The sequence below is a fragment of the Rhizobium sp. SRI_017 genome, assembly GCF_057586295.1.
This window is the reverse complement of record NZ_JBYCZP010000004.1, coordinates 352,126-378,765: the sequence shown is the minus strand read 5'-3', so window position 1 is coordinate 378,765 and position 26,640 is coordinate 352,126. Positions and strand designations below refer to the sequence as shown.

The 26,640-nt window shown below is 61.7% G+C and carries 26 protein-coding genes; 4 read left to right on the top strand and 22 right to left on the bottom strand.

Annotation, left to right across the window (positions count from 1 at the left end):
• Positions 1–73 precede the first annotated feature (73 nt).
• Together AC2YI2_RS12155 and mazG are read left to right on the top strand one after the other, a co-directional pair.
• A complete protein-coding gene (locus AC2YI2_RS12155; RefSeq protein WP_487386728.1) occupies positions 74–673 on the top strand; it encodes a deaminase in 600 nt (199 codons plus the stop codon).
• Between the two features lie 2 nt (positions 674–675).
• Positions 676–1,494, top strand: coding sequence for a nucleoside triphosphate pyrophosphohydrolase (gene mazG, locus AC2YI2_RS12150; protein ID WP_487386727.1), 819 nt, complete (start codon positions 676–678; stop codon positions 1,492–1,494).
• A 25-nt stretch (positions 1,495–1,519) separates the two neighbouring features.
• On the opposite strand, the gene AC2YI2_RS12145 is transcribed toward mazG, so the two are convergent.
• The 9 genes from AC2YI2_RS12145 to dusB form a co-directional block, all read right to left on the bottom strand.
• Entirely contained in the window at positions 1,520–2,767 is a 1,248-nt protein-coding gene (locus AC2YI2_RS12145) for a GGDEF domain-containing protein (protein WP_487386726.1), read from the bottom strand.
• A gap of 129 nt (positions 2,768–2,896) precedes the next feature.
• The gene (gene hflX / locus AC2YI2_RS12140; RefSeq protein ID WP_487386725.1) at positions 2,897–4,276 is read right to left on the bottom strand and encodes a GTPase HflX; all 1,380 of its coding nucleotides are present in this window, start codon (positions 4,274–4,276) and stop codon (positions 2,897–2,899) included.
• 86 nt (positions 4,277–4,362) lie between these two features.
• A complete protein-coding gene (gene hfq, locus AC2YI2_RS12135; RefSeq protein WP_449114897.1) occupies positions 4,363–4,602 on the bottom strand; it encodes an RNA chaperone Hfq in 240 nt (79 codons plus the stop codon).
• 103 nt (positions 4,603–4,705) lie between these two features.
• Complete coding sequence (locus AC2YI2_RS12130) at positions 4,706–5,572, bottom strand: D-amino-acid transaminase (protein ID WP_487386724.1); 867 nt, start codon at positions 5,570–5,572, stop codon at positions 4,706–4,708.
• Positions 5,573–5,591: 19 nt separating this feature from the next.
• On the bottom strand, positions 5,592–6,956 hold the full coding sequence (gene ntrX / locus AC2YI2_RS12125) for a nitrogen assimilation response regulator NtrX (RefSeq protein ID WP_487386723.1): 1,365 nt from the start codon (positions 6,954–6,956) through the stop codon (positions 5,592–5,594).
• On the bottom strand, positions 6,946–9,192 hold the full coding sequence (locus tag AC2YI2_RS12120) for a sensor histidine kinase NtrY-like (RefSeq protein ID WP_487386722.1): 2,247 nt from the start codon (positions 9,190–9,192) through the stop codon (positions 6,946–6,948). Before AC2YI2_RS12120 ends, ntrX begins: the two co-directional genes overlap by 11 nt.
• 188 nt (positions 9,193–9,380) lie before the next feature.
• Complete coding sequence (gene ntrC / locus AC2YI2_RS12115; RefSeq protein WP_487386721.1) at positions 9,381–10,835, bottom strand: nitrogen regulation protein NR(I); 1,455 nt, start codon at positions 10,833–10,835, stop codon at positions 9,381–9,383.
• A gap of 13 nt (positions 10,836–10,848) precedes the next feature.
• Positions 10,849–11,976, bottom strand: a complete 1,128-nt coding sequence (locus tag AC2YI2_RS12110; RefSeq protein ID WP_487386720.1) for a two-component system sensor histidine kinase NtrB — start codon at positions 11,974–11,976, stop codon at positions 10,849–10,851.
• Positions 11,973–12,995: a tRNA dihydrouridine synthase DusB gene (gene dusB / locus AC2YI2_RS12105; RefSeq protein ID WP_487386719.1), complete on the bottom strand. Its 1,023-nt coding sequence runs from the start codon at positions 12,993–12,995 to the stop codon at positions 11,973–11,975. The genes AC2YI2_RS12110 and dusB overlap by 4 nt, the downstream gene beginning before the upstream one ends.
• Positions 12,996–13,144: 149 nt before the next feature.
• Between dusB and AC2YI2_RS12100 the strand changes: the two genes are divergently transcribed.
• Together AC2YI2_RS12100 and AC2YI2_RS12095 are read left to right on the top strand one after the other, a co-directional pair.
• Entirely contained in the window at positions 13,145–14,347 is a 1,203-nt protein-coding gene (locus tag AC2YI2_RS12100) for a bifunctional 2-C-methyl-D-erythritol 4-phosphate cytidylyltransferase/2-C-methyl-D-erythritol 2,4-cyclodiphosphate synthase (protein ID WP_487386855.1), read from the top strand.
• Positions 14,348–14,848 (top strand): CinA family protein, encoded by a 501-nt coding sequence (locus AC2YI2_RS12095; protein ID WP_487386718.1) that lies wholly within the window; start codon positions 14,348–14,350, stop codon positions 14,846–14,848.
• Here the strand turns inward: AC2YI2_RS12095 and AC2YI2_RS12090 are convergent.
• From AC2YI2_RS12090 to pdhA, 13 genes are all read right to left on the bottom strand, one after another.
• Positions 14,840–15,313 (bottom strand): type II toxin-antitoxin system RatA family toxin, encoded by a 474-nt coding sequence (locus AC2YI2_RS12090; RefSeq protein WP_487386717.1) that lies wholly within the window; start codon positions 15,311–15,313, stop codon positions 14,840–14,842. The two genes, AC2YI2_RS12095 and AC2YI2_RS12090, sit on opposite strands and share 9 nt — an antisense overlap.
• 9 nt (positions 15,314–15,322) lie before the next feature.
• Positions 15,323–15,508, bottom strand: coding sequence for a hypothetical protein (locus AC2YI2_RS12085; protein ID WP_487386716.1), 186 nt, complete (start codon positions 15,506–15,508; stop codon positions 15,323–15,325).
• 718 nt (positions 15,509–16,226) lie between these two features.
• Entirely contained in the window at positions 16,227–17,750 is a 1,524-nt protein-coding gene (locus tag AC2YI2_RS12080) for an ankyrin repeat domain-containing protein (RefSeq protein ID WP_487386715.1), read from the bottom strand.
• A 300-nt stretch (positions 17,751–18,050) separates the two neighbouring features.
• Positions 18,051–18,347: a HigA family addiction module antitoxin gene (locus tag AC2YI2_RS12075; RefSeq protein WP_487386714.1), complete on the bottom strand. Its 297-nt coding sequence runs from the start codon at positions 18,345–18,347 to the stop codon at positions 18,051–18,053.
• Between the two features lie 8 nt (positions 18,348–18,355).
• Positions 18,356–18,637, bottom strand: coding sequence for a type II toxin-antitoxin system RelE/ParE family toxin (locus AC2YI2_RS12070; protein WP_487386713.1), 282 nt, complete (start codon positions 18,635–18,637; stop codon positions 18,356–18,358).
• Positions 18,638–18,650: 13 nt separating this feature from the next.
• Positions 18,651–19,619 (bottom strand): lipoyl synthase, encoded by a 969-nt coding sequence (lipA, locus tag AC2YI2_RS12065; protein ID WP_487386712.1) that lies wholly within the window; start codon positions 19,617–19,619, stop codon positions 18,651–18,653.
• 76 nt (positions 19,620–19,695) lie between these two features.
• Positions 19,696–19,950, bottom strand: a complete 255-nt coding sequence (locus tag AC2YI2_RS12060) for a GlsB/YeaQ/YmgE family stress response membrane protein (RefSeq protein ID WP_487386711.1) — start codon at positions 19,948–19,950, stop codon at positions 19,696–19,698.
• 75 nt (positions 19,951–20,025) lie between these two features.
• A complete protein-coding gene (gene lpdA, locus AC2YI2_RS12055) occupies positions 20,026–21,471 on the bottom strand; it encodes a dihydrolipoyl dehydrogenase (RefSeq protein WP_487386710.1) in 1,446 nt (481 codons plus the stop codon).
• Positions 21,472–21,547: 76 nt separating this feature from the next.
• On the bottom strand, positions 21,548–21,811 hold the full coding sequence (locus AC2YI2_RS12050; RefSeq protein ID WP_487386709.1) for an HP1242/YdcH family protein: 264 nt from the start codon (positions 21,809–21,811) through the stop codon (positions 21,548–21,550).
• Positions 21,812–21,885: 74 nt separating this feature from the next.
• Entirely contained in the window at positions 21,886–22,527 is a 642-nt protein-coding gene (locus AC2YI2_RS12045; RefSeq protein ID WP_487386854.1) for an SGNH/GDSL hydrolase family protein, read from the bottom strand.
• A 103-nt stretch (positions 22,528–22,630) separates the two neighbouring features.
• Positions 22,631–24,007, bottom strand: a complete 1,377-nt coding sequence (locus tag AC2YI2_RS12040; protein ID WP_487386708.1) for a pyruvate dehydrogenase complex dihydrolipoamide acetyltransferase — start codon at positions 24,005–24,007, stop codon at positions 22,631–22,633.
• Positions 24,008–24,022: 15 nt separating this feature from the next.
• Complete coding sequence (locus AC2YI2_RS12035) at positions 24,023–25,402, bottom strand: pyruvate dehydrogenase complex E1 component subunit beta (RefSeq protein WP_487386707.1); 1,380 nt, start codon at positions 25,400–25,402, stop codon at positions 24,023–24,025.
• 102 nt (positions 25,403–25,504) lie between these two features.
• Positions 25,505–26,563 (bottom strand): pyruvate dehydrogenase (acetyl-transferring) E1 component subunit alpha, encoded by a 1,059-nt coding sequence (gene pdhA / locus AC2YI2_RS12030; RefSeq protein WP_487386706.1) that lies wholly within the window; start codon positions 26,561–26,563, stop codon positions 25,505–25,507.
• Between the last annotated feature and the right edge of the window lie 77 nt (positions 26,564–26,640).

The window sequence follows — 26,640 nt, the reverse complement described above, 5'->3', positions numbered from 1 at the left end:
GTGTTGCACCGCGAACGCTTCCCAAGCATGCGCGGCTGCCGCTAAGGTCGCTGACAGTCATTCCGGGGCACCCATGTACTTCAACCATCATCCCGCCGATCTCCTTTCGCGCCTGCTGTCGGTGATGGAGAACGACGTCATTCCGCTGACCAAACGTGGCGTTGCCGAGGGCAACAAGGTGTTCGGCGCGGCGCTCCTGCGCAAGTCCGATCTGTCGCTGGTTCTTGCAGAGACGAACAACGAGACGGACAATCCGCTTTGGCACGGCGAGGTCCATACGCTGAAGCGCTTCTACGAGATGGCCGAGCGGCCGGACACCAAGGACCTGATCTTCCTCTCGACCCATGAACCCTGCACCATGTGCATGTCGGCGATCACCTGGGCAGGCTTCGACAATTTCTTCTATTTCTTCAGCCACGAGGACAGCCGCGACGCCTTCGCCATTCCGCATGACCTCAAGATCCTCAAGGAGGTCTTCGGTCTCGAGCCCGGCGGCTATCGGCGGCAGAACGCGTTTTGGAATTCGGTCTGGATGTCGGACCTGCTGGTCTCGGTCGATGCCGATCACCGTGCAGAATATGCCATCCGCTTCGACGGCATAAAGGCGAGCTACGCCGAGATGTCGGAAACCTACCAGGCCTCCAAGGCCGACAATGCCATCCCGTTGAATTGACGATGAAACCTGCCAAGGACATCCACCGCCTGCTCGAAATCATGGCGGCCCTGCGCACGCCTGTCACCGGCTGCCCTTGGGATCTCGAACAGGATTTCGAATCGATCAAGCCCTATACGATCGAGGAAGCCTACGAAGTGGCGGACGCGATCGAGCGTCGCGATCTCGACGACCTCAGGGACGAGCTTGGCGACCTCCTGCTCCAGGTGGTTTTCCATGCCCGCATGGCCGAGGAACAAGGCGAATTCGCCTTCGGCGACGTGGTCGAGGCGATAACGACGAAGATGATCCGCCGCCATCCCCATGTCTTTGCTGTCTCGGACGCGGACGATCCGACGAAGGTCAAGAAGCAGTGGGACGAGATCAAGGCCGAGGAGAAGCGCGAACGGGCCGAGCGCCGAGCAAGGCGGGGCACTACGGAGGACTTGAAGGCGGGCCATCTTGGCGGCGTGCCACGCGCCCTGCCCGCCCTCATCGAGGCGCTGAAACTGCAGCAGCAGGCGGCGAAGGTCGGTTTCGACTGGTCCGAGCCGGAACCGATCCTCGACAAGATCGAGGAAGAGATCGGCGAATTCCGCGACGCTTTGAAGTCCGGCGACAAGACCAAGATCGCCGACGAACTGGGCGACCTAATCTTCGCTGCAGTCAATATGGGCCGGCATGTCGGCGTCGAGCCGGAAATGGCACTGCGCGGCACAAATACAAAATTCCGCCGCCGTTTCTCCTACATCGAAACGACGCTGGAAAAGAGCGGCGAGAGCCTCGATGAAGCGACGCTCGACCGGATGGAAGAACTCTGGCAGGAAGCCAAGGGCCGCTGAAATCGATCGGGGCTCAGTCCTGATCTCAGTCAATGACCACGCGGTTGCGGCCTTCCGACTTGGCGCGATAGAGCCGACGGTCCGCGGCAGAGACCAGTTCCAGCAGGGTCGCACCGTCTTCGGGTGCCGTGGCGACCCCGATGCTGACGGTGACTGCCCTGCTCTCGTCCGGCCCTTCGATCCGCCCGATCTCCACTCGAATCCGCTCCGCCGATGCAAGTGCAAGCTTCGGATCGAGGCTGCGGCAGATTACGACGAATTCCTCGCCGCCGAAGCGGTAGACACGATCGACCTTGCGTACCGCGCCGGTCAGTGCTGCAGCGATGTCCTTCAGGACAGCATCGCCCCGGAGATGACCATATTTGTCGTTGATCTCTTTGAAGCGGTCGGCGTCGACCACCATCAGGCTGATCCCATCGCCGGCTCGGATTGCTTCGCGGATCAGTTCCGGTCCCTCGACCTCGAGCCGGCCGCGATCCCGCACGCCGGTTAGTCCGTCGCGCCCCGTTCGCGCGAGCAGATCCTGATAGCGCTCGCGATACGTCAGGTCGTTGAAGATATCGCTGATGCCCTTGGCCGGGCCAAGCGGGACGCTGGATCGGAAAAAGTAGAGATAGAGGCCAGTCATGATAACGAAAAGGAGGTTCATCGCCAGCTTGGCGGCGAGGCCACCCCAGAAAACACTGGCCGGCGCGCCGGTGAGCCATTGCAGGACACCATAGAAGCCGAGCTGATCGAAGGCCAGGACCACCGCCCCAGCCAGAAAGAAGCGTGGCAGCATATGGCGACCGATGAACGTGCCGAGCCGCTCGTAAAGAAGAATGATGGCAATGGAATCGACATAGAGCAGGCTCGTGCCCCACATCATGAGAATGCCGAGTTCTTGAAGAAGCGCGTCGTTGGTCGGCTGGCCGTCCGGCATCGTCGGGGCGACATGCAGATTGAGCACCTGGCCGAGCACGAAGATCATCACATTGCCGACCAGCAGGCCATAGATGAGCTGACGGACCGTCGGCGCATCTTCCTTCACGTAGAGCAGAAGCACCATCAGCAGCTTGCCTGCGAAAAACACCGCCGAACCCGGAGAAATCGTCGCCATCGGCACCGACACATAGAAGGCCGAAGCGAGATAGGTCTCAAGAAAGTGCATCGTGCCGAGCACGGTGATGAATACGCCGATGCCGATGCGGTGGCGCCAGTGGAGAAGCGTGATGAGGAAGAGGAAGTAGACCATGGCCTCAAGGGCCAGCACGATCATGTTGTAAAATTGCATGCGGTCTTGCCCTGCGCTTCGCTGATTCCAAAGCCGAAGACTCTGGGGCGGTCAGCGTATCCGGCAAGGAATCCATAGCGGGCGATGCTTGCGTGGAACACGCGCGATCGACGAGAAGAGACGAGAAGATCAGTCTTCCCAGGGCAATTTTTGCGCGGAATTGCCGAGGCCGAGCCGGCGATCCATCTCGATCGCTTCGGATTCCGACAAGCGAACATCGAGGCTCACCGAGCCGTCTTCGCGATCCTCGCGGGCATCGATGATGGCGTGTTCATAGAACCAGGGCAGTTGCGACAGCTGGTCGGCGGCAAGAACAACAGTGGCCTCGGTCATGACACCCGACACGCGCTCACCAACGAGTGAAAGAAGCCGCGGCACGCCCTCGCCGGTCACAGCCGAGACGGCGATCGTGTTCGGGTTGGCTTCGGCCTTGGCGAGCAGCGCTTCGCGTGCCTCAGGCGCAAGCCGGTCGATCTTGTTCCAGACATCGATGATCCGCCTCTCGCGGTCGCCCTCATCGATACCGAGTTCACCGAGGATGCGCAGTACGTCGGCGGCCTGCGCGGCATTGTCCGGATCCGACATGTCGCGGACATGCAGGATGAGATCGGCTTCCAGCACCTCTTCCAGCGTCGCCCGGAAGGCAGCAACCAGATGGGTCGGCAGGTCTGAGATGAAACCGACCGTGTCGGAGAGGATAATCATGCGGCCGTGCGGCAGCTTGATGCGCCGCAATGTCGGGTCCAGCGTCGCAAACAGCATGTCCTCGGCGACGACGCCGGCACCGGTCAGCAGGTTGAACAGGGTCGATTTGCCGGCATTGGTGTATCCCGCGAAAGCGACGATCGGGTGCGGCACCTTCCTGCGCTTGGCGCGATGCAGCTGCCGCGTCCGGCGCACCTGATCCAGCTCGCGTTCGAGCTTGACGATCTTTTCCTGCAGGATACGGCGGTCGGATTCAATCTGGGTTTCGCCGGGACCGCCGAGGAAGCCCGCGCCGCCACGCTGGCGTTCAAGGTGCGTCCAGCTGCGGACCAGCCGGCCCTTCTGATAGTTGAGATGCGCGAGCTCGACCTGCAGCGTGCCTTCCTTAGTGGAAGCGCGCCGGCCGAAGATTTCCAGGATCAGACCGGTGCGGTCTATAACCTTGGCATTCCAGGCTTTTTCGAGATTGCGCTGCTGCACCGGCGTCAGCGGATGGTCGACGATGACGAGACCGGCATTGCCCTCGGTGAGCTTTTCCTTGATCTCTTCGATCTTGCCGGAACCGATCAAGGTCGCGGGCTTGGGCTGGGAAACCATAACGATTTCACCGGCCGTGATATTGAGATCGATGGCATGCGCCAGGCCGATCGCCTCGTCGAGTCGCCCCTCAGGTGTGCGGATCTTCGTCGGATCTGCCGGGGCCTTGAGGACGGGCACGACCACCACGGCACGCATCTCATCGCGATGCCGTTCGAGCTCAGGCACCATCGAGTCCTGCGTGATATCACGTTCGTTGATTGTCATGGCTCCAATATGGGGCGCCGTCGGTAGCGTGCAAGGCGGAATTGTCCGCCGGAACGATCAAACAAGAGCGAAAAGACCGGTTCCGCTCAGGCTGCGTCCTCATTTTCGAACATCTGCACCGGTGAGCCGGGCATGATCGTCGAAATGGCATGCTTGTAGACGAGCTGCGAATGTCCGTCACGGCGCAGCAAAACACAGAAATTGTCGAACGAAGTTACGACGCCCGTCAGCTTGACGCCATTGATAAGAAAGATCGTCAGAGAAATTTTCTGCTTTCGGACAGTATTTAAAAACAGATCCTGCAGATTTTGAGAACGTTCAGCCATGTGCCCCGCCGCGTCTTTACGTTATTGCCGGCGCATTTGGCCGGATTATCGTTGATGCCTCCTGGCCGCGAGATCCCTCGTCGAGCGGCCATCCGGGAGATTGCTACCAAATAGATGTCTTCTCCGCAATGTCGAAAAAGGCTTCACGAATTTTTTGCGACACGCTTCCCGGATGCCCGTTGGCGATTGTCTTGCCGTCAATTTCAATCACCGGAAAGCAGATGCTGGTAGCCGCCGTGATGAAAACCTCGCGGGCGCTGAGCATCTTCTCGACGCTGAATTCCTCCTCGCGGATATTGAGATCGAGCGTCTTGGCGACATCCATCAAGGTTGTCCGCGTGATGCCCCGCAGGATGCCGTGTTCCGCCGGCCTTGTCAGCAGCGTGCCATCCGAATCCACCATCCAGACATTGGTCGCGGCGCCCTCCTTCACGATGCCATTGGCATCAAGATAGATGGCCTCCTGGGCCCCCGCTTCCTTCGCCTGCTGGCGGACGAGTGCGTTCGAGAGCAGGCCGACGGTCTTGATATCGACCCGGTCCCATCGGTTGTCCGGCACAGTGATCGTCTTGATTCCATTGGCGTTCTTGGCGGCGATAACAGCCGGATTGGTGTTCTTGGCGGTCACCACGATGGAGGGTTTCGTGCCCGGCGCCGGGAAGACATGGTCACGCTTGGCGACGCCACGGGTGACCTGGAGATAGAAGAGCCCGTTCTTCACCCTGTTGCGGCGGAGCACTTCGCGGATCACCCGCACCAGCGCCGCCCGGTGCATCGGCCAGTCGATCCGTAGTTCGGAAAGCGATCGCCCCAGCCGGTCGAGATGCCGGGTCATGTCGACGATCATGCTGTGGCGGACTTCGCAAACCTCGTAGACCCCGTCAGCAAACTGATAGCCGCGATCCTCGACATGGACCATGGCATCGGCATGCCTGACATAACGGCCGTTCACATAGGCAATTCTGGTCATTCTCTGAACTATCCTGCTATCAAACGCCGAGGGTCTTGAGCTTGCGGTGCAGCGCCGAGCGCTCCATGCCGACGAATTCCGCCGTGCGCGAAATATTGCCACCGAAACGGTTGATCTGGGCGATCAGATAGTCGCGTTCGAACATTTCACGGGCTTCACGCAACGGCAGCGTCATGATGTGCTGGTCGCCGGTCGAGGACACCTTCGGCATCGTATCGAGCACGTCGGCCGGCAGCATGTCTGCTGTGATCGGGTTGTCGCGTCCATCCGATTGGGCGAGGATCAGCAGCCGCTCAATATTGTTCTTGAGCTGTCGGAGATTGCCCGGCCAGTCATGTGCCTGCAGGATCGCCAGCGCATCGTCGCCGATCTTGCGGGCACGTATCCCGGCATGCTCACAGATCTGTCGCATGAAGGTGTCGACGAGGAATGGAATGTCCTCGCGACGATCGGAGAGCGGCGGCACCCTGACCGGCACAACCGCGAGCCGGTGGAAGAGATCTTCGCGGAAGCGGTTTTCGGCGATCATCTTCTCGAGGTCATAGGCGGTCGAGGAGATGATGCGAACATCGACCTTCACCCGCTTCGAGCCACCGACACGTTCGAACTGTTGCTCCGTCAGCACGCGCAGAATCTTGTTCTGCGTCTCGCGCGGCATCTCGCCGACCTCATCGAGATAGAGGATGCCGCGATGGGCCTCCTCGAGCGCGCCCGTCTTGCGCGGCTGGCCGGGAGCGCCTTCGGTGCCGAACAGCGCGACTTCCATCCGCTCGGGCGTAATGGTCGCCGCATTGAGCGCCACAAAGGGTCCCTCTGATCGGGCCGATTTCTTGTGGATCAGTCGCGCCACCAGTTCCTTGCCGGCGCCCGACGGGCCGGCGATCATCACGCGGCTGTTGGTCGGGGCCACCTTGTCGATGGTCTGGCGGAGCTGCGAAACTGCCACCGACGTGCCGATCAGTTCGGCGGTGTCGCCGCTTCGGCGCTTGAGATCGCGGACTTCCCGCTTGAGCTGGGAATTTTCGAGCGCCCGCTCGGCGATCAGGATCAGCCGGTCGGCCTTGAACGGCTTTTCGATGAAATCGAAAGCACCTCGACGGATGGCGTTGACCGCCATCTCGATATTGCCGTGACCGGAGATCATCACGACCGGCAGTTCGGGATGCCGGCTCTTGACCTCGTCGAGCAGTCCGAGCCCGTCGAGCTTGCTACCCTTCATCCAGACATCAAGGAAAACCAACCGCGGCACGCGGTCGGAAATCGCCGCGAGCGCGCTGTCGCTATCGTGCGCCATGCGGGTCTCGTGGCCCTCGTCGGAGAGAATGCCCGAGACGATCTCGCGGATGTCCAGTTCGTCGTCAACTACCAGAATGTCAGACGCCATCTGCCTCTACCTTCATAGTCCTGAACGCGGCGGTATCCGCCCCTCTGGGCAAGAGAACGCGGAACATCGCGCCCTTGCCATGGTCGAACTCCGGCGGCGCATCATGCAGTTCGAGCTGTCCGCCGTGTTCCTCGATGATTTTCTTGACGATCGGCAAGCCAAGGCCGGTGCCCTTCTCCCGCATCGTCATGTAGGGCTCGAGAATCTGGTGACGATTCTCCTGTGGCAGCCCCTTGCCGTTGTCGATGATATCGACGACCAACCGCTCGGCGGCCGTGTCCTCATAGGCGCGTATCATGATCTTCGCCTCGTCCCGCCGCTCCTCGGAGGGGATGGCCTCGATCGCTTCCTCTGCATTCTTGATGAGATTGGTGAAGGCCTGGCCGAGCATGCGCGCGTCGAAGGCACCCATCAGGGCCACATCGCCCCAGTCGCGCTCAAACTTCACGTGACTGTTGCCCATCTCGCGGAGGAACACCGTATCCTTGAGGATCTGCCGGAGATCGGCGGACTCCATGGAAGGCTTCGGCATGCGCGCGAAGGACGAGAACTCGTCCACCATGCGGCCGATATCCTCGACCTGCCGGACGATGGTTTCCGTGCACTGATCGAACACTGCGCGGTCGTCTTCGGCGATCTGACGACCATAGCGGCGCTTCAGCCTTTCGGCCGAGAGCGTGATCGGCGTCAGCGGGTTCTTGATCTCGTGCGCAATGCGGCGTGCCACGTCCGCCCAGGCCGTCGAGCGCTGGGCAATGACGAGATCGGTAATGTCGTCGATGGTAATGACGTAGCTTTCCTGGCCGGCATGCGACTCCTCGCGCGTCACCTGCACGCTCAGCGTCCGCTCCTTGCCGCCATGCAGGATGGCGACCTGCTTGCGGAAATCGCTGCGATGGCGCGAAGACGCTTCGGTGAGAACCGCATCGATCTCCGGCGACATCTCGGGCAGTTTGCGGCCGATCATCTCCTCGGGCGTCGCGCCCAGCAATTCCTGGGTCGAGGGATTGGCGATGTTGATCGTCCGGTCCTCGTCGACGCCGATAACAGCCGCCGTCACCCCCGACAGCACGGCCTCGATGAAGCGGCGGCGGTCATCGACCTCGTCCTTGGCGACAAGGATTTCGTCGCGCTGCGTCCGGATTTCCGAGATCATCTTGTTGAAGGTGCGCGACAGGGATCCCACGTCGCCGTCCACGGCGCGGACCGGCACGATGACGTTGAGATTGCCGCCCGCCACATTGTCGGCCGCATTGATCAGGAGCCGGATCGGCCGGACGATGCGGTCGGCAACAGCAATTGCGGCCCAGATCGCGGCCAGCAGCACGATCAGCGCGAAGCCGAGATAGATGATGGCAAAGGCGAGCTGGGTGGAGGTGCGCCCCTCCTCCATCGCCTTGTATTCGTTCGCATTCTCCTCCATCAGATGGAGCGAGGACATGACCTGCGGATCCACCGCACGAATGGTATAGAGCAGGCCGTCGATCTCGTTGAGAGTAATGACAGCCGCCACGAGATTGGTGCTTCCGGGCGGAATGAGTGTCGGCCGGCCGCCGACTGCTGCGGCCAGCGCATCCTTCGGCACGTCGGGCAATTTCGACTCGGTTTCGATATCCGCCTTGATCTGGACGACACCCTCCCTGTTGATGATGAAGGCGCCAAGCATTCCTCTGCCCTTGGCCTGACGCGTCATCATCTCGACGAAACCGGTCGGGTCGAGCGCGTAGAGCTGGCGGTTGCGGTCGAGGTCGTTGGCCATCGAGATCGTCTGGCCCTGCAGGTAGCTGGCATTCTCCCGCACATAGGCTCGCGCGACATTGATCGAGGAACTGACGATCTCCTGCGTCCGCTGGCCGAACCAGCGGTCGAGGCCGACATTGAGCGTGATCGAGGCGATAACCGCGACAAGAATCGCTGGTGCGATCGCCACGATCGAAAATAGCGACACGATCCGGATGTGGAGGCGCGCCGCGGCGCGACCACGGGCCCGTGCCTTGATCAGCCGGTAGATTTCATAGCCGACCAGCGCGAGCAGTGCGATGACAAAGAGGGCGTTGATGACGACGGAGCCGACCACCACCTGGTCGACGGGTTCGATCGGCGTGAAGCCGAGCAGGACCGCAAGCGTCCCCATCGCGGCCACCAGCGCGCCGCCGGCAACGGCAATGCCAGTCGTCGTCGAAATGCCGCGACGGTCGAAGTTCCTGGCTGACTTGTCGTTTGCCTCGTCGGTCATCCGCCGTCCGCTCAATGCTTCGCCGGTGCCCGCGGGCGACCTGACGCTCTCAGATTCAAATTGCCGGATCGAAGGCGAGAGACTCGAAATGGGGCGCGAACGCCGGAAGTCGCAATGCCTTCACACGAACAATGCGTTGCTTTAGAGCAACGCATTGTGGCGAAAATGCAACGGAAACTGCCGTAAAGTCAAGCGGTACGCGAGGAGCGATAGACGGTTACGCCCAGTTCCCTGATCTTCTTGCGAAGCGTGTTCCGGTTGAGCCCGAGAAGATCGGCCGCGCGGATCTGATTGCCGCGCGTGGCGGTCAAAGCGGCCAGAATCAGCGGATATTCCATCTCCGCCAGAACCCGGTCGTAGAGGCCCGGCGGCGGCAGCGCTTCACCGAATTCGGCAAAATACGACCGCATGTTCTCCTCGACGGCCTGCGAGATCGAGACCGGACCGTTCCGTTGCGTGCCCTTCTCGGCCGGGCTGGACGCGATGTCGGGCTTGAGTTCCGACTCGGCGATTTCGCGGGTGATAATGTCCTGCGGGTAGAGCGCCGTGAGGCGTCGGACGAAGTTCTCGAGCTCGCGCACATTGCCCGGCCAGGGATAGGCCTTCATGACATCGAGCGCTTCGTTGTCGAAACGCTTGGGCGCCATGCCTTCCTTCTCGGTCATCTGAACGAAATGACGGACGAGATCGGTAATGTCCTCGGCGCGCTCACGGAGCGGCGGCAGGCGCAGCGGCACGACATTAAGGCGATAATAGAGGTCCTCGCGGAACAGGCCCTGATTGATCGCCTGCTTCAGATCCTTGTTGGTGGCGGCGACGATGCGGACATCGGTGCGGATCGGCGTCCGGCCACCGACAGTGGTGTATTCGCCCTGCTGTAGCACGCGGAGCAGCCTTGTCTGCGCCTCCATCGGCATATCGCCGATTTCATCGAGGAAGAGCGTGCCGCCCTCGGCCTGTTCGAAGCGGCCGGTCGAGCGCGCCTGGGCGCCGGTGAAGGCACCCTTCTCGTGGCCGAACAGTTCCGATTCGATGAGATCGCGCGGAATCGCCGCCATGTTGATCGCGACGAAGGGGCCATTGCGACGCTTGCCGTAGTCGTGCAGCGCGCGTGCGACAAGTTCCTTGCCGGTGCCGGACTCACCGGTGATCATCAGCGTGAGGTCGGTCTGCATCAGACGCGCCAACACGCGGTAGATTTCTTGCATGGCTGCCGAACGGCCGACCAGCGGCATGCCATCATGCGTGTCGTCGTCCTGCCGTATCGGCCGGCGCTTCGGCTCAGCAAGGGCTCGACCGACAATGGCGATGAGTTCTGTCAGGTCGAAGGGCTTGGGCAGGTAGTCGTAGGCGCCCTTCTCCGAGGCCTTGATCGCCGTCATGAAGGTGTTCTGCGCACTCATGACCAGCACCGGCAGGTCAGGCCGCAGCTTCTTGACCCGCGGCAGCAAGTCGAAGGCGTTTTCATCAGGCATCACCACGTCGGTGATTACCATGTCGCCGTCACCGGCCGAGATCCAGCGCCAGAGCGTTGCTGCATTCGAGGTGATGCGCACGTCGTAGCCGGCCCGGGACAGCGCCTGGTTCAGCACCGTCCGGATCGCCGCGTCGTCATCCGCAACGAGAATGGTAGCAGCAGTCATCCGTGGTTCCCTGTCATAGGTCCTCCGCCTGTCCGCCGGGCGAGACGGGCATGAGAACGCGGAAAATCGTTCTGTTGTTCTGACGGTCGCATTCGACGATGCCGCCATGGCCGCCGATAATCTTGGCGACGAGGGCGAGGCCGAGACCCGAGCCGTTGGTCTTGGTGGTCACGAAAGGATCGAAGAGATGTGGCACGAGGTCCTCGGGCACACCGGGGCCATTGTCGATCACGCAGAATTCCAGCGGCAGCGAGATCTTGTCGCGGGTGCCCGCGACCGAGATGCGGATGCCGGGCCGATAGGCCGTCGTCAGCATGATTTCGCCGTCAGCGCGGTCCGACACCGCCTCGGACGCATTCTTCACAAGGTTCAGGAAGACCTGGATCAACTGGTCGCGGTTCGCATGAACGGCCGGCAGCGACGGGTCGTATTGCTCTGATATCTTGATATTGCGGGCAAAACCGGCCTTCGCGATCGCCTTCACATGGTCGAGCACGGAATGGATGTTGATCGGCGCCCGGTCGACAGGCCGCTCATCGGAGAAGACTTCCATGCGGTCGACGAGCGAGACGATCCGGTCCGTCTCCTCCTGGATCAGGCGGGTCAGCGCCCGGTCCTCGTCGTTGACCGAGGTCTCCAACAACTGGGCGGCGCCGCGAATCCCGGAGAGTGGATTCTTGATCTCATGCGCCAGCATCGAAGCCAGGCCAGTGACCGAACGCGCCGCAGCGCGATGGGTCAGTTGGCGATCGATCTTGTCGGCCATCGACCGTTCCTGGAAGACGACGACGACCGCGCCTGGATCAGTGAGCACCGGCGCGACATAGATATCCACCAGCTTGTCGGCGCCGAGGCGCGGCGAAGAGAGATCGACGCGGTACTCGTTGACCGGCGCGCGGCGCTCGCGCACCTGCTCGATCAGCGTCAGCATCGGGCTGCCGAACGGGATATAGGCATAGATCGTATGCCGCGCGAGATAAGCCGCGCTGGCACCGAAGAAGGATTCGGCCTCCCAGTTGGCAAAGGCGATATAGCCGTCCTCGTCGACCAGAATCACGGCATTCTGGATCGCGTTCAGCACCGCTTGCCCGATGTCTCCGGCAGCGATCTTCGGCTTCGGTTTGCCCTGATCGTCGTTCATGCGGCCTCGCTCAATTGGGCTGCCGGAGCCGCAAGAATCAAATCCCGCACGGAGGCGACGACGAATTCCGGATCCTTCGACGTCAGCACGCCGCCCTTGGTCGCAGGCGGCACGACGCCGGCATGGCGCTCGAGATACCAGCCGACATGCTTGCGCGCCTGGCGGAGCCCAAGTTCGGCGCCATAGAATTCCAGCATCATCCGATAGTGCCGCTCGAAAACGGCCGTGATCTCGATCCGATCGGGAACCGCACGCATCCCTGCCAGCACACCCGGATGCCAGGGACGACCCTGGGCGCCGCGACCAAGCATGACCGCATCGGCACCCGAACGGCGCAGAATCTCGTTGATGTCATCGGCTGTTTCGACGTCACCGTTCGCCACGAGCGGAACCTTGATCGCGTCGCGCACTTCGGCGATCCGGTCCCAGTCCGCCCTGCCCTCGTAGAACTGCATGCGCGTCCGGCCGTGAATGGTGATCATCTGCGCGCCGAGAGCCTCTGCCTCGCGTGCCAGAACAGGCGCATTGATCGAATTCTCGTCCCATCCGAGTCGCATCTTCACCGTCACGGGCACTTTCACCGCCTTGACGGTCGCGTCGATGATGGACAGCGCCAGTTCCGGCTCGCGCATGAGCGCGGAACCCGAAAGGCCGCCGATCACCTTCTTGGCCGGACACCCCATGTTGATATCGATCGCCGATGCACCATGGGCCTCGGCTATGCGGGCGCCCTCGGCCATATAACCCGGGTCACGGCCGGCCAGCTGGACGATATGCGGCTCGATGCCTGAATTCTGCAGTCGCGACCAGGATTCGGCTGTATTCCCAACGAGTTCGCGGCTGGCGACCATTTCGGTCACGACGAATCCCGCGCCGAACTCCGACGCGAGCTGCCGGAACGGCAGATCGGTGACACCGGACATCGGCGCCAGCGCGACACGGTTGCGGATCGCGAGCGATCCGACATCAAAGGCGCTTTGCAAATTAGGGAACTCGAACTGCATATCTTTCAGGCACACAACAATCGTGCATTATTTTTAGACATTTCTTGCAGCCTTGCCAAGCGGATTCGACGAGCGACCGAAAAATCAAGCAATCATCCACTGGTCTTCCGTGGTACAGGCCGATAAATGCCTGTCAGGAGATAGCGGAGCGACAGTAACGGATGATGACGGATCCGGCACCCATATTCGGCATCCTGATTGTCGCTGCGGGCCGTGGCGAACGCGCGGGTCAAGCGGAAGGGCCCAAGCAATACCGTCCGATCGGCGGCGCGCCCGTGCTGCTTCATACTCTAAGAGGCTTCGCGGCCTGGCCGCATACCGCATCGATCATCATCGCCATCCATGACGACGACATGGCACTCTACGAGACCTGCGCCAAGGCGTTTCCGAGCAATGTGAGAATTGGCGCCGTGACCGGCGGTGCGACCCGCCAGGCCTCCGTGCTCCGCGGCCTTGAGGCCTTCGAAGGCTCGGGAATCACCCATGTCATGATCCATGACGCTGTCCGGCCCTTCTTCACGTCACGCCTGCTGGACGCTGTTCGCGAGGCACACATTGCGGGCGAGCGCGCCGTCCTCCCCGTCACCGCCGTGGCCGATACGCTGAAGCGCAGCACGCCGGATGACTATTGCGACGGAACGGTTTCCCGTGCCGGCCTCTATGCCGCGCAAACGCCGCAGAGTTTTGAGTATGATCTGATCCTCGCCGGCCATCGAGCCGCCGCTGCAGCGGCGCAAAGCGACTTCACGGATGATGCTGCGATCGCCGAATGGCAGGAGATCCCGGTCAAACTTGTCGAGGGCGACCGCGACAACATCAAGCTGACGCTCAGGCGCGATATCGAGCTGGCCGACGAGAGACTGAGAGGAACAATGATTCCCGATATCCGCACCGGCAACGGCTACGACGTGCATCAACTGGTGGAGGGCGATGGCGTCACGCTATGCGGGATACTCATCCCGCATTCGCAGATGCTGAAGGGCCATTCCGATGCCGATGTCGCGCTCCACGCGCTCACCGATGCCTTGCTCGCCACCTGCGGTGCAGGCGACATCGGCGACCATTTCCCGCCCTCGGATCCGCAATGGAAGGGTGCCGCCTCGCGCATCTTCCTCGAGCATGCGGCAAAAGTTGTCCGTGACCATGGCGGCACGATCATGAATGCCGATATCTCCCTGATCGCCGAGGCGCCGAAGATAGGCCCGCACAGGGAATCGATGCGCAAAATGCTCGCCGAAATGCTGAGCATCGACCTCGAGCGCTGCTCGGTGAAGGCGACAACCAACGAGAAGATCGGTTTCGTCGGCCGTGGCGAAGGCATCGCCGCCATCGCGACCGCCACGGTGGCCTATGGGAGAAGAACATAAATGAGCAACGACAAGGTCATCCTCGAACTCGCCGAAGAGGTCGTGCATCTCTGCACAGAAAAGAACGTCATGATCGCCACCGCCGAGTCCTGCACCGGTGGGCTGGTCGCAGGCGCCATCACCGAGATCTCGGGTGCCAGCCAGGTGCTGGAACGCGGATTCATCACCTATTCCGACCAGTCCAAGACCGAGATGCTCGGCGTGATGTCCATCACGCTCCGGCAATACGGCGCGGTCTCCAAGGACGTGGCGCTGGAAATGGCGCATGGCGCCATGGCGCGCTCCGAGGCCGGCATCTCGGTTTCCACGACCGGTATCGCAGGTCCGACAGGCGGCACCACCGGCAAGCCGGTGGGCCTCGTCCATTTCGGCGGCCGCCACTACAAGGGCGCGATGATCCACCGCGAGATGAATTTCGGCGATATCGGCCGCCACGAGATCCGCATGCGTTCGGTGGAAGTCGCGCTGGAAATGATCATCGAGCTGGCAAAACTAGGCTGATCGCCCGGCGGCCCTCGTCGTGCCATAGATCTGGTCGGCGCGCTTTTCGAAAGCTTCCGAGAACATGCGGAAGGCGCGGTCGAACATCGACCCCATCAGTGCGCCCAGGATCTTGCTCTTGAACTCGTAGTCGATGAAGAAATCGACCTCCGAACGTCCCTCGTCCCGGTCCTCGAACCGCCAGGTATTGTCGAGATATTTGAACGGCCCGTCGATATATTTGACCTCGATGACCTTCTCGTCCGGCTTGATAAAGACCTGTGTCGTAAAGGTCTCGCGGATCGCCTTGTAGCCGATGCTCATATCCGCAATCAGCAATGTCCGCCCTTCGCGCTCCTTGCGGCTCCTGACCGTCAGGGCTTCGCAAAGCGGCAGAAACTGCGGATATTTCTCCACGTCGGCGACGAGCGCGAACATCTCCTCGGCGGTGTGACTGGCTGGGCGTCTGGTCTGGAACTGAGGCATGTCCGAGAGCTAATGCCGCGCCGGTAAAAGCGCAAGGAGTTGCGACACTTCAGCATGCGACTTCAACTGGAGAATCGGCAGATCGGCACCGTGTTGCGCAATCATGGCGAGGATGTCAGGGAAATCCAAGGGATCCAAGGCAGGTTCGGAAGGGCGTCGCTTCAGGATCCGCGCGCAAACCATGACGGCAAACATTAAAGGCGCCGAGCTAGGCCCGGCGCCTCCGATCACAGGAAGAATTGAGCGATCACGGCGATAGCCAGAAGGCAACGCGCGACGTCAATCTTGATGATCACGGTCACAGTGGTGCGATTCCACATTGGAAAAGCCCTTTCTGGACCGCGCCGGCGCAGCCCGTAAGGGTTGCAGACTAGCGCACCATCGATAGGCAATTACCCGGCCTTCATGGTAGCAGCGGTGCTTCTTTCGCGTTTCGAACCGTTTCCGAAGCGTCCCATGTTGCCTCCAACACCTTGGTGGGTTGGTCCAGTATGGTTGCCGGACTCCCAAAACCGCAGATCAGGCATGGGCCTCTCGGTCGCCGATAGCAGATCCAGCTGGCAAAGCTAGGGGCATTTCGGGGCGAGAGGGCGAAAGATTAAGTAGTGTATCGCCCTTGGACTTACTAGCAGTGCGGGTAATTTAGCATGAGTCAAAGGAACAGCTATGCGAAGGCGACAAGGCGAAACTCGGACGCCTTTCGAGTGCATGGGGCATAGGGCTGTCGTGCTGAAACGATGACACACATAATCAGGAGAGCCTAGGGGTGTCCGTTGCAAGATGAGACTTGAGAGCATCCACGCGCGACTTCAGGATTGCTCGAAGGCCACATTCCGCTTCGAGCATGGTCCAGCAGTGGCCGAAGACATTTCCACGCCGAGTTCGCCTGCCGGTTCACGAGACACGATTTCGGCTAGGCGACGCTCGCAAGGTAGTCGGCGACATCGGTCGAGAAGCTGTACTTCTCGAACTCCGACTTCGGCACGCCCTGCCTGAGCAGTTCCCGCGCGCAGCCGACATAATCACGCGGCGCGGGATCGGCGATCTCGTCGGCCTGGCAGGCAAAAGAGAGCGTGCCGAGCGCGTTGTCGCCGAAGCCATGCATCGTCCGCCAATCTGCACCCTCATCCAGCAGCAGGGCGACGAGCTCGGCATCGCCCTGGAAGATCGCAAGGTTGAGCGCGGTCGCTTGCCAGGCGGTCTTGATTTCGCGCGGCCAGCCGACCGCGAGCATGGTCCGCACCGCATCGATCCGGCCGATCGCAGCGAGATCGGGCATCAACTGCAGTTGGCGCGCACTGAGCCTCTCGAGAACATCGGGTTGTTCGGACTTGATCCTCTCGGCAGCATCGAGATCACCCCGGCTGCAGGCTGCAATGAAGGCGGCCTCCGCCGGCAGATCCTCTTTCGCCCCAAGGCTTTCGAGAAGCGCAACGACGTCCGTCCGACCAAACAGCGCGGCATAGGCGTAGAGGCTCGTACCATCCTCCCTCTTGCCGCTCGGATCTGCTCCCGCCTCCAGCATCGCCTGAATATGCGCCAGCGAACGGCCGCGCAGAATCGCATGATGCGTCCAAGGCTTTTCATCCGGATCACCACCATGGGCGAGCAGCATCTTCAACCGGTCCAGCCGGTCGAAGTCGAGAACCCGGCCCAGCGCATTGGTGCCGTTGACGCGGGCGCCGGCCGCCAGCAGCAACCTCGTGCAGGTGTCGTCCGACGCCTCGACCGAATGATAGAGCGACTCGTTGTCGTCAGGGTTGGCGCCGGCATCAAGCAGCAATCCGACGAGCGCAACATTGTGCGACCGGCCCGCAGCGCCATAGAGCGCGGACAGCGGATTGTCCGGCCAGCGGGGATCGATCCAGGTCGCGTCAACGTCGGCGCCATGCTCGAGAAGCAACCGGGCCGAGGCAAGGTAGCCATCTCCTCCAAAGTCGGCGATCAGCTTGGAATGAGCCACAGCCACCAGCGGCAGCATGTTGATCGGCCCGCCCGGCCTGGTCGCGAAGCCCGGATCAGCCGCCAGTGCCGCAGCGACTCTCTGTTCGTCGCCGAGGATGCAGGCAAACCAGGGATCGCGGGCGAAGAGTTCAGGCTCTTCATCGGCCAGTCTCCGCGCCAACCGCCGCTCGCGCGTGCCTCCCTCGAAGCACCACTCGAGCCATTGCTTGATACGCGCGCCAATCTCGGTGCGCTTCCATTCGACATAGCGCTTAAGCTCGACCCAGGAGAGGAAGCCATATTCTCTTGATATCACCGACTGGGCGTCGTGCAGTTTCAGATTGTAGGTCGTGAGATCGATAGTGCGCGCAGCCGGCAATGCCTGGGCGAAGCGGCCCAATGCACCAGCGTCACCGCCATGCACATCGCGCAGCAGGTGCTTGGCCTGCTTCTTGAGATGCGCGAGATCGGGGGATGCGGGAAGGTATTTCAAACGTGCCTCCATGTGCTCAAAACCGAAGACCCGCAATCGGCTGCACAGGGGCAGGATGTCGTCCATTCATCGAGCGAGGAGGTTCGACCTTTTCCGCGGGTCCGGAGGCGTCTCGCAACGCGCGAGCCGAACCATAAAATAGCAACCCATCGTTTGGCAAGGCTCTACTTGGCCGCGCTGAACATGAAACCCTCCCGCTGGCATAGAGCCCTGCCGGAAGCGTCCGTCAACCTCTGTGGTGTAGTCGCAACTCGAAGCCGCGTGACCGGAAGACCTTCCCGGCGGCGGCCGAAGGCGACGTCAGGCTGCTTTGACCGGTTTTATCCTATCCAGGCCCTTTGCATCCTTAACCGCAAGAGCGAGATCGAACGCGCGCTGGAGATTGAGCCAGAATTCAGGACTGTTGCCAAAATAACGTGACAGGCGCAACGCCACCTCGGCACTGATTCCCGCGCGGGCCGCGAGAATGTCGGACAGGGAGTCGGCAGTCACACCGATATCCTGCGCAACCCGATCGACCGACAGGCCATATTCCACAAAGAAATCGTCTTTTAATATCTCGCCGGGATGGATCGGATCATCCTGTATGAACTGCATCTTTTGCCTCAGTGATAATCGCAAACCTCGACGTCGGCGGCATCTCCATCGTTCCAGCGAAAGCATATACGCCATTGATCGTTGATGCGAATGGAATATTGTCCGGCCCGATCGCCCCTCAGTTGCTCAAGGCGATTGCTGGGTGGAATGCGCAAGTCATCAATCGAATTCGCTGCGTTGACGGCGGCAAGTTTTCTTCGTGCGCGTTCAACGATGTCGGGTGGATATCCTTTAGCCTTACGAGATCGATAAAGAGCTTCAGTCCTTTTGTCCCTAAAACTCCTTATCATCTCGGTCCCATAATTAGCTTCGGGTGCCCGCCAGCATCTTCTCCCGCGCCGCGCGCAGCTGTGCAAAATCATCGCCGGCATGGTGGGATGAGCGGGTCAGCGGGCTCGACGACACCATCAGGAAGCCCTTGGTATAGGCGACAGTCTCGTAGGACTTGAACTCGTCCGGCGTCACGAAATCCACCACCCGGTGATGCTTGCGCGTCGGCTGAAGATATTGGCCGATAGTCAGGAAATCGACGTCGGCGACCCTGAGGTCGTCCATCAGCTGCAGCACTTCATTGCGCTTTTCGCCGAGGCCGACCATGATGCCGGACTTGGTGAACATGGTCGGATCGAGTTCCTTGACCTGCTGCAGCAGCCGAATCGAGTGGAAGTAGCGCGCGCCCGGGCGGACGGTCAGGTAATTCGACGGCACGGTTTCGAGATTGTGGTTGAAGACGTCGGGCTTGGCGGCGACGACGCGCTCCAGCGCGCCGGGCTTGCGCAAAAAGTCCGGCGTCAGGATCTCGATCGTCGTCAGCGGCGATGCCTCGCGGATCGCCCAGATCACTTCCTCGAAATGCTGGGCGCCGCCATCATCGAGATCGTCGCGGTCGACGGAGGTGATGACAACGTGGGAGAGCCCCATCTTCTTCACCGCCTTGGCGACGTTGGCCGGCTCCTCGCGGTCGAGCGCGAGCGGCTTGCCCGTCGCCACGTTGCAGAAGGCACAGGCGCGGGTACAGATTCCGCCCATGATCATGAAGGTCGCGTGCTTCTTATCCCAGCACTCGCCGATATTCGGGCAGCCCGCCTCTTCGCAGACTGTCACCAGATTGTGGTCGCGGACCAGCGCGCGCGTCTCCTGATAGCCCTTCGACACCGGTGCCCGCACGCGGATCCAGTCCGGCTTGCGCAGAACCTCGGTATCGGGGCGATGTGCCTTCTCGGGATGGCGAACCCGCTTTTCGGGGCTGATCGTATCGAGGATGGTGACCATCAGAAAATCCACGCGAATAAGGCCACCGCGGATACCGCAGTGGCCTTGACTGACTTAGTTAGGAATGTGGTCCGGTTCAACGCCTGATCATGCGGCCGAGCGCGATCAATATGCAGGCGCCGATAAAGCCGATGATCAGATAGGCGAGCAAGCCCGAATAGCCGACTTTCAGCACCGTTGCGAGAATGAAGTTCAAGAGAGCCGCGCCGATGATGCCGAGTATGATATTCATGACCAGGCCCATACTGGACCTCATGAATTTCTCCGCCAGCCAGCCGGCCACACCGCCGATAAGGATTGCCGCGATCCAGCCTACGCCATTGAGTTCCATGGAATTTCCCCCGTTCCTGAGTTTTACCCTCAGAAACGTTCGCAAGGACCAAAGGTTCCGCGGAAAACGAGGTCATCAGGCGTTCAGAGCCCGGCCGTAGGCGTCGAGCACGCTCTCCTTCAGCGTCTCCGAAATGGTCGGATGCGGGAAGATCGTGTGCATCAGTTCTTCCTCGGTCGTTTCCAGGTTCATGGCGATCACGAAGCCCTGGATGAGTTCGGTCACTTCGGCGCCCACGAGGTGGGCACCGAGCAGTTCACCGGTCTTCTTGTCGAAGATCGTCTTGACCATGCCCTGGTCCTCGCCGAGCGCGATCGCCTTGCCATTGGCGACGAAGGGGAAGCGGCCGACGCGGATATCCCGCCCTTCGGCCCTCGCCTTGGCTTCCGTGAGGCCAACCGAGGCGACCTGCGGATGGCAATAGGTGCAGCCGGGGATCTTGTTCTTGTCCATCGGATGCACACCCGGCAGGCCGGCGATCTTCTCGACGCAGATGACGGCCTCATGTTCGGCCTTGTGCGCCAGCATCGGCGGGCCGGCGACGTCGCCGATCGCGTAGATGCCGGGCACGTTGGTCTTGCCGTAGCCGTCGATCTGGATGAAGCCGCGGTCGGTCTTCACGCCAAGAGTTTCGAGGCCGATGCCTTCGACATTGGCCTGGACGCCGACGGCCGAGATCATCCGGTCGGCGGTGATTTCTACCGTCTTGCCGTCCTTGGTCTCGATCGTCGCGGTGACCGAGTTCGCACCCTTGGTGACCTTGGCCACCTTGGCCTCGAGCAGGATCTTCATGCCTTGCTTATCGAACTGCTTCTTGGCAAATGCCGAAATCTCGGCATCCTCAACGGGCATGACCTGACTCATGATCTCGACGACGGTGACCTCGACACCCATGGTGCGGTAGAAGCTCGCGAATTCGATGCCGATCGCGCCGGAACCCATGACAAGAAGCGACTTCGGCATTTCCTCAGGCTTCATCGCCTCGAAATAGGTCCAGATCAGCTTGCCGTCGGGCTCGATGCCGGGCAGCGCACGCGGACGGGCGCCGGTGGCGATGATGATGTGCTTGGCCGTGTAGGTGCCCTCGGGCAAAACATTCTTGGGCAGCGGCGCCTGCGGTTGCTGGATCGGCTTCGACGTCTTGCCAACCACGATCTCACCGGGCTTGGTGAGCTTGGCCTCGCCCCAGATGACGTCGACCTTGTTCTTCTTCATGAGAAACCCGACGCCGCCGTTCATGCGCTGGGCAATGCCGCGCGAGCGCGCGACGATCGCCTTGAGATCGGGCGACACGGTGCCCTCGATCTTCAGCCCGTAGTCACCGGGATGCTTGGCGTAATGATAAATCTCGGCCGAGCGCAGCAGCGCCTTGGTCGGGATGCAGCCCCAGTTGGAGCAGATGCCCGCGAGATGCTCGCGCTCGACAATCGCCGTCTTCAGCCCGAGTTGGGCAGCACGGATCGCGGCGATATAGCCGCCGGGGCCGGACCCGATAACAATGACGTCGTAAGCATTCGCCATGGCGCTTCCACTCCTTCAGGTTCACGGGCGCCGCAAGTGATGGCGGCGCGGTTACGGGAGTGGAAGCGAAGCGGCGTCAGCCCAGCTTTTCGGCTTCCGGTTCATACCGAACCAGCATCCCGTAGATTTCGTCCTTGAGCTGCATCCGGGTCTTGCGCATCTCGGTCATGCGCGCATCGTCGGTCGGCTCTATGTCAGTTTCGGCGAGATGAATCCCGTGATTGATCTCGGTATATTGTTCGCAGAGCCTGGCGAAGTGGCCGTCCACTTCCTTGAGATGGTTCATCTGCGCCCGGTGGTCCGGGAATTCGTCGGTCAGCTTGTGCGGCGTGTCGGACATGGTGAAACTTTCCTCTGTTGGACAGTCCCACACTAAGCCGGCTGCATCGATCCTCCTTGATCCCGATCAACCCGTCAGAGACCCAGCATCATACGCACAATCGGTTCGAGGCCACGGCCGATCGCACGCGTGTTTTCGGCATCGAGGTGGATGCCGTCGATTGGCGTGGTCTTGGCGACCGACCCGGCATCAAAGAAGCCGCAGCCGAGCTCATCCGCGAGGTCGCGATAAACCGATGCGAGATCGCGGCTCTCGCCGATCCGGCCGGCAAACATCGGGCCGAGCAGCGCATGATCGGTTTCGCAGAAAGGCGGCGGCGCGACGATCAGGATTTCCGGCTCGCTCGCCATATCCATAGGCCAGGCATGATGCCTGATGATCTCGACCAGACGCTTCAAGCCGTGGCCGACGATGACAGCATTGTTGGCGAAGACCGGCTTGAGGTCGTTGGTGCCGAGCAGGAGGATGATGAGGTCGAGCGGCGCATGGGTCTCAAGCAATGTCGGCAGGATGCGCGCGCCGTTGCGGTCGCAATCGGCGGTGTGATCGTCATAGACTGTGGTGCGACCGTTCAGGCCTTCCGGGATGACGCGCACGCCATGACCGAGCCCCTTCTGCAGCACCGAGGGCCAGCGGTTCTCATAGGCATGGCGGGTGCCAGCCTCCGCATCCACGCCCCAAGTCAGGCTATCGCCAAAGCAAAGCACCGTCTTCATCGTCACCCCATCACCAGCCGTGCCATGACGGCCCATCTGCCCAAAGTCCTCTGCGATCGACCGCCTGCGACACGACCGTCGCAGGCTGCGCGTATCGGGTCCCTCAGACCAGCATCCCCATCGGGTTTTCGATATACCGCTTGAACGCCCCGAGCAGTTCAGCCCCCAGCGCGCCATCCACGGCGCGGTGGTCGGTCGAAAGCGTCACCGTCATCACCTGCGCGATCACCATCTGCTTGTTCTTCACGATCACCCGCTCCTGGCCGGCGCCGACCGCCAGGATCGTCGCGTGCGGAGGATTGACCACGGCGGCGAAGTTGGAAACACCCATCATTCCCATATTGGATACGGAGGTCGTGCCGCCCTGGTATTCCTCGGGCTTCAGCTTGCGTTCCTTGGCGCGCTTGCCGAGATCCTTCATCTCGTTGGAGATGGCAGACAGGCTTTTCAGCTCGGCATGGCGGATGATCGGCGTGATCAGGCCGCCGGGGATCGACACCGCGACGCCGACATCGGCATGCTTGTGCTTGACCATGTTCGAGTCGGTCCAGGAGACATTGGCATCAGGCACGTCGCGGAGCGACAGCGCCATGGCTTTGATCACCATGTCGTTGACCGAAAGCTTATAGGCCGGCTGGTCGCCCTTCTTCGGCGCTGCTTCATTGAGCTGGGCGCGCAGCGCCAGCAGCGCGTCGAGCTCGCAATCGACCGAGACGTAGAAGTGCGGGATCGTCTGCTTGGACTCGGTGAGCCGGCGGGCGATCGTCTTGCGCATGCCGTCATGCGGCACGAGTTCGTAGGAGCCTGCTTCAAACAGCTTGAGCACGGCCTCTTCCGAGGCGCCCTTCGGTGCGGGCGCCGGTGCCGGTGACTGACCGACAGCGGCAGGCGCCTGGCCAACGGAACCACCGCCGGTCGCGGTCTTGCCGGTGCCAGAGACGACGGCCTTCTCGACATCGGACTTCACGACGCGGCCATGCGGACCCGAGCCGGAAACCTGGGCAATATCGAGGCCCGCCTCCTTGGCCAGACGTCGGGCGAGCGGCGACGAGAAGGTGCGGGTGCCGGAGGCCGGCGCGCTCGAAACGGCCGCAGGCGCTGCGGTCGGAGCCGGTGCAGCAGCCGGGGCCGGTGCGGCGGCGGCAGGTGCAGCTTCCGCCTTCGCACCGGTGGGCGCCGAACCAGCCGGAGCCGGCGTGGAACCGCCACCACCGGCAGCGGCAGCCTTCACATCCTCGCCTTCTGCGGCGAGGATCGCGATCAGGCTGTTGACCTTGACGCCTTCGGTGCCGGCGGGAACGACGATCTTGGCGACCGTGCCCTCATCGACGGCCTCGACTTCCATCGTCGCCTTGTCGGTTTCGATCTCGGCGATTACATCGCCCGACTTGACCGTGTCGCCTTCCTTGACCAGCCACTTTGAGAGGTTGCCCTCTTCCATTGTTGGCGAAAGGGCAGGCATGGTGATGTTGATGGGCATGACCTTCCCTCCCCGTTATTTGTAGCAGACGGCTTTGACGGCATCGACGACTTCGCCGACATTCGGCAGAGCCAGCTTTTCGAGATTGGCCGCATAGGGCATCGGCACATCCTTGCCGGCGATGGTGATCACGGGCGCGTCGAGATAGTCGAAAGCCTCGCGGCTGACGCGGTTGGCGATGAAGTCACCGACCGATGACTGCGGATAGCCCTCCTCGACAGTGACGAGACGGCCGGTCTTCTTCACCGATTCGATAACCGTCGGCAGATCCATCGGACGCAGAGTGCGCAGGTCGATCAGTTCGACATCGATGCCGAGCTTTTCCAGTTCCGCGATCGCCTTGAGCGAATAAGTCATGCCGATGCCCCAGGACACCATCGTGACATCCTTGCCGGCGCGATGGATGCGCGCCTTGCCGATCGGCAGCACGAAATCGCCCTTGGGCACATCGAATGTCTGGCCGTAGAGGATTTCGTTTTCGAGGAAGATCACCGGGTTGGGATCGCGGATCGCGGCCTTGAGCAGGCCCTTGGCGTCTGCCGCCGTATAGGGCTGCACCACCTTGAGGCCCGGAATGTGGCTGTACCAGGCGCCGTAGTCCTGGCTGTGCTGGGCGGCGACGCGGGCGGCGGCGCCATTCGGACCACGGAACACCATCGGTGCACCCATCTGGCCACCGGACATGTAGAGCGTCTTGGCAGCCGAGTTGATGATCTGGTCGATCGCCTGCATGGCGAAGTTGAAGGTCATGAATTCGACGATCGGCTTGAGGCCCGCCATCGCGGCACCGACGCCGACGCCGGCAAAACCGTGCTCGGTGATCGGCGTGTCGATCACGCGCTTGGCGCCGAATTCCTGCAGCAGGCCCTGGGTCACCTTGTAGGCGCCCTGATATTCCGCCACTTCCTCGCCCATGACGAAGACGTCGGGATCGCGGCGCATCTCTTCGGCCATGGCATCGCGCAGCGCTTCACGGACCGTGGTCGGCACCATCTCGGTGCCCGCAGGGATAGCGGGATCGGCAACGACCTGCGCCTTCGGTGCGGCCGGCACGGGTGCAGCGGCGGGGGCCGCCGGCGCCTCGGCGGCAGCCGGGGCAGCTTCGGCCTTGGCTGCCGGCGCCTTGGCGGAACCGATATCGCCAGCGCTCTCGCCCTCACCCAGCAGCACAGCGATCGGCGTGTTGACCTTGACGTTCTCGGTGCCGGCAGCGATCAGCAACTTGCCGATCGTGCCCTCATCGACGGCTTCGACTTCCATCGTTGCCTTGTCGGTTTCGATTTCGGCGATCACGTCACCGGACTTTACCGTGTCGCCTTCGTTCTTCAACCACTTGGAGAGCGTGCCCTCTTCCATGGTCGGCGACAGCGCTGGCATGAGAATATCGATCGGCATGTTCCTCACCTGTGGTTCTGTGCGCGGCGCTGGAAAGATCGTCAGTGCCGGCGAATTGGTCCGAAAGCGAATGCGGCCGGTGGGTCACCGGCCGGGGATGGCTCACGCCTCGAGCAGGATATCCGTGTAGAGCTCGGACACATCCGGTTCCGGATCGGCCTGGGCGAAATCGGCGGCGTCGGCGACGATGTCGCGCACGTCCTTGTCGATCGCCTTGAGGTCGTCCTCGCTCGCCCACTTCTTCTCGAGAAGCCGCGCGCGCACCTGCTCAATCGGATCGTGCTCGGAGCGCATCTTCTGCACTTCGTCCTTGGAACGGTATTTTGCCGGGTCGGACATGGAGTGACCGCGATAGCGATAGGTCATCATTTCCATGATGATCGGGCCCTTGCCGGAGCGGGCATGTTCGGCGGCCTCGTCGGTAGCTGCCTTGACAGCGCGCACATCCATGCCGTCGACCTGAATACCCGGAATATTGAAGGAAGCGCCACGATGGGAGAAATCCGTCTGCGCCGATGCACGGCTGACCGAGGTGCCCATGGCGTAGCGATTGTTTTCCACGACGTAGATGACGGGAAGCTTCCAGAGAGCGGCCATGTTGAAGCTCTCATAGACCTGGCCCTGGTTGGCAGCGCCGTCGCCGAAGAAGGCGCAGGAGACATTACCGTTGTTGCGGTACTGGTTGGCGAAGCCGAGGCCGGTGCCGAGCGACACCTGGGCGCCGACGATGCCGTGGCCGCCGTAAAAATGCTTCTCCTTGGAGAACATGTGCATGGAGCCGCCCTTGCCCTTGGAAAGGCCGCCCTTGCGTCCGGTCAGCTCGGCCATCACGCCGCGCGCGCTCAAGCCCATGGCCAGCATGTGGCCGTGATCGCGATAGCCGGTGATCATCTGATCGCCGTCCTTCAGCGCCATCCGCATGCCGACGACGACGGCTTCCTGGCCGATGTAAAGGTGACAGAAACCGCCAATGAAGCCCATGCCATAGAGCTGGCCGGCCTTTTCCTCGAAGCGGCGGATCAGCAGCATCTCACGGTAAGCGGTCAACTCGTCCTGCTTGGCGAACTCGGCGATGGCAGGCGCCTTGATCTCGCTCTTCGCTGTCGATTTTGCGGCTGCGGGTTTGCGGGCGGTCGTCGCTGTAGCGGCCTTGCGTGCCATTCGGTCCTCCCTGGAACTCTGGAATTGAAGGGAGGATAGAGAAATAATCCAGCCGCAGCAATGCCATAAATGCATGG

Excerpts from the sequence above, each read along its gene's own strand:
- AC2YI2_RS12155 (WP_487386728.1), top strand. The coding sequence starts at position 74 with ATGTACTTCAACCATCATCCCGCCGATCTCCTTTCGCGCCTGCTGTCG.
- mazG (WP_487386727.1), top strand. The coding sequence starts at position 676 with ATGAAACCTGCCAAGGACATCCACCGCCTGCTCGAAATCATGGCGGCC.
- AC2YI2_RS12145 (WP_487386726.1), bottom strand. The coding sequence starts at position 2,767 with ATGCAATTTTACAACATGATCGTGCTGGCCCTTGAGGCCATGGTCTAC.
- hflX (WP_487386725.1), bottom strand. The coding sequence starts at position 4,276 with ATGACAATCAACGAACGTGATATCACGCAGGACTCGATGGTGCCTGAG.
- hfq (WP_449114897.1), bottom strand. The coding sequence starts at position 4,602 with ATGGCTGAACGTTCTCAAAATCTGCAGGATCTGTTTTTAAATACTGTC.
- AC2YI2_RS12130 (WP_487386724.1), bottom strand. The coding sequence starts at position 5,572 with ATGACCAGAATTGCCTATGTGAACGGCCGTTATGTCAGGCATGCCGAT.
- ntrX (WP_487386723.1), bottom strand. The coding sequence starts at position 6,956 with ATGGCGTCTGACATTCTGGTAGTTGACGACGAACTGGACATCCGCGAG.
- AC2YI2_RS12120 (WP_487386722.1), bottom strand. The coding sequence starts at position 9,192 with ATGACCGACGAGGCAAACGACAAGTCAGCCAGGAACTTCGACCGTCGC.
- ntrC (WP_487386721.1), bottom strand. The coding sequence starts at position 10,835 with ATGACTGCTGCTACCATTCTCGTTGCGGATGACGACGCGGCGATCCGG.
- AC2YI2_RS12110 (WP_487386720.1), bottom strand. The coding sequence starts at position 11,976 with ATGAACGACGATCAGGGCAAACCGAAGCCGAAGATCGCTGCCGGAGAC.
- AC2YI2_RS12100 (WP_487386855.1), top strand. The coding sequence starts at position 13,145 with ATGACGGATCCGGCACCCATATTCGGCATCCTGATTGTCGCTGCGGGC.
- AC2YI2_RS12095 (WP_487386718.1), top strand. The coding sequence starts at position 14,348 with ATGAGCAACGACAAGGTCATCCTCGAACTCGCCGAAGAGGTCGTGCAT.
- AC2YI2_RS12090 (WP_487386717.1), bottom strand. The coding sequence starts at position 15,313 with ATGCCTCAGTTCCAGACCAGACGCCCAGCCAGTCACACCGCCGAGGAG.
- AC2YI2_RS12085 (WP_487386716.1), bottom strand. The coding sequence starts at position 15,508 with ATGTTTGCCGTCATGGTTTGCGCGCGGATCCTGAAGCGACGCCCTTCC.
- AC2YI2_RS12075 (WP_487386714.1), bottom strand. The coding sequence starts at position 18,347 with ATGCAGTTCATACAGGATGATCCGATCCATCCCGGCGAGATATTAAAA.
- AC2YI2_RS12070 (WP_487386713.1), bottom strand. The coding sequence starts at position 18,637 with ATGATAAGGAGTTTTAGGGACAAAAGGACTGAAGCTCTTTATCGATCT.
- lipA (WP_487386712.1), bottom strand. The coding sequence starts at position 19,619 with ATGGTCACCATCCTCGATACGATCAGCCCCGAAAAGCGGGTTCGCCAT.
- AC2YI2_RS12060 (WP_487386711.1), bottom strand. The coding sequence starts at position 19,950 with ATGGAACTCAATGGCGTAGGCTGGATCGCGGCAATCCTTATCGGCGGT.
- lpdA (WP_487386710.1), bottom strand. The coding sequence starts at position 21,471 with ATGGCGAATGCTTACGACGTCATTGTTATCGGGTCCGGCCCCGGCGGC.
- AC2YI2_RS12050 (WP_487386709.1), bottom strand. The coding sequence starts at position 21,811 with ATGTCCGACACGCCGCACAAGCTGACCGACGAATTCCCGGACCACCGG.
- AC2YI2_RS12045 (WP_487386854.1), bottom strand. The coding sequence starts at position 22,527 with ATGAAGACGGTGCTTTGCTTTGGCGATAGCCTGACTTGGGGCGTGGAT.
- AC2YI2_RS12040 (WP_487386708.1), bottom strand. The coding sequence starts at position 24,007 with ATGCCCATCAACATCACCATGCCTGCCCTTTCGCCAACAATGGAAGAG.
- AC2YI2_RS12035 (WP_487386707.1), bottom strand. The coding sequence starts at position 25,402 with ATGCCGATCGATATTCTCATGCCAGCGCTGTCGCCGACCATGGAAGAG.
- pdhA (WP_487386706.1), bottom strand. The coding sequence starts at position 26,563 with ATGGCACGCAAGGCCGCTACAGCGACGACCGCCCGCAAACCCGCAGCC.